We start from the raw sequence: 1,160 nt of genomic DNA, 5'->3' as shown, positions 1-1,160 counted from the left end.
GGTGTGCCCCGGTCCCGCCCTTTCACCGTTTCCGGAGGGGGCCCGCCCCCACCACCCCCGGGGCGGCCTCCGGCAGCCCCGCCAGCGCTCGTACCACCTCATCCACCGTGATCCGCAGCAGCCGCGGGTCCGGTCGGCGGCCGTGGGGGTCGCCCGGGGGGCCGGGGTGCCAGAGAGCCGCGTGGCGCGGAACGGGCGGGGGGCCCCAGAGAGCGGGCGACACCGGGCCGAACAGGGTCACGCTGGGGGTGGCGTGGGCCACGGCCAGATGGGCGATCCCCGTGTCCCCGCTGACCACCGCGTGCGCCTCCGCGACCAGCGCCGACAGAACGGCGAACGGCAGCCCGCCGGCCAGCGGGCGCGCCCCAGCCGCCGCGACCCCCCGTACCAGTTCCTCCTCACCGGGCCCTCCGGTGACCACCACCTCGCGGCCCGTCCCGACGAGGGCCCGCACCACCGCCGCGTACCGGTCCGCCGGCCAGCGGCGGGCGGGCGACGCCGCTCCGGGGTGGACGACCACCGCGCCGGGGGCGGGGGAGGGGGCGTCGGGACGTGGGAGGGCCAGGTCGCCGACGTCGGCCGGAACACCGTAGAAGCGCAGCAGCCGGCACCAGCGTTCGCGCTCGTGTTCGTCGGGGCGCCAGGGCGGGCCGGTGATCTCGGGGGTGTCCGGGTGGGCGAACGCCAGCAGCCGGCCCGGCCGCAGCGCGGAGAGCAACCGGTGGCTCGGCGGCCCGTTGCCGTGCAGGTCGACGGCCGTCTCCGGCGGGCGCCCGGTCCAGTCCAGGGCGGCCGGGACGGCCCGCCCCGGCGCGGCGGCGGGCAACAGCCGGTCGACGGCACCCGTGGCGGCGGCGACCGGGTCGAGGTCCGCCGGCGCGGCGAGGACGATCTCGTGCTCCGGGTACGCGTGACGCAGCGCGCGCAGCGCGGGCACCCCCGCGAGCAGGTCCCCGAGCCCCAGCGCGCGCAACACCAGCAGCCGGGGCCGCTCCGGCCCGGCCGCACCCTCCCGCGCCCGGGTACGCCCCGCCTCCTCGCTCACCACGGACCGGCCTGCGGAGGCCGCGCGCCCCGGGCGGACCCGCGCCCCACCCGCGCCGACCGGCCCGACACACCGGCGTCCTGAGCGGGCCCCACCCCGAACGGCCCGCCACCGC

1 protein-coding gene is annotated in these 1,160 nt (G+C 80.4%); it reads right to left on the bottom strand.

Translation table 11 applies throughout. From position 1 onward, the window contains the following. Positions 1-22 precede the first annotated feature (22 nt). Complete coding sequence (locus ACSNOK_RS33145) at positions 23-1,045, bottom strand: glycosyltransferase family 9 protein (RefSeq protein ID WP_436784492.1); 1,023 nt, start codon at positions 1,043-1,045, stop codon at positions 23-25. Positions 1,046-1,160 lie beyond the last annotated feature (115 nt).

This window comes from Streptomyces sp. URMC 126, from assembly GCF_051386555.1.
Taxonomy (GTDB): Bacteria; Actinomycetota; Actinomycetes; order Streptomycetales; family Streptomycetaceae; genus Streptomyces.
Note: the sequence above shows the minus strand (reverse complement) of the source record. Positions and strands in the feature narration are given on the sequence as shown.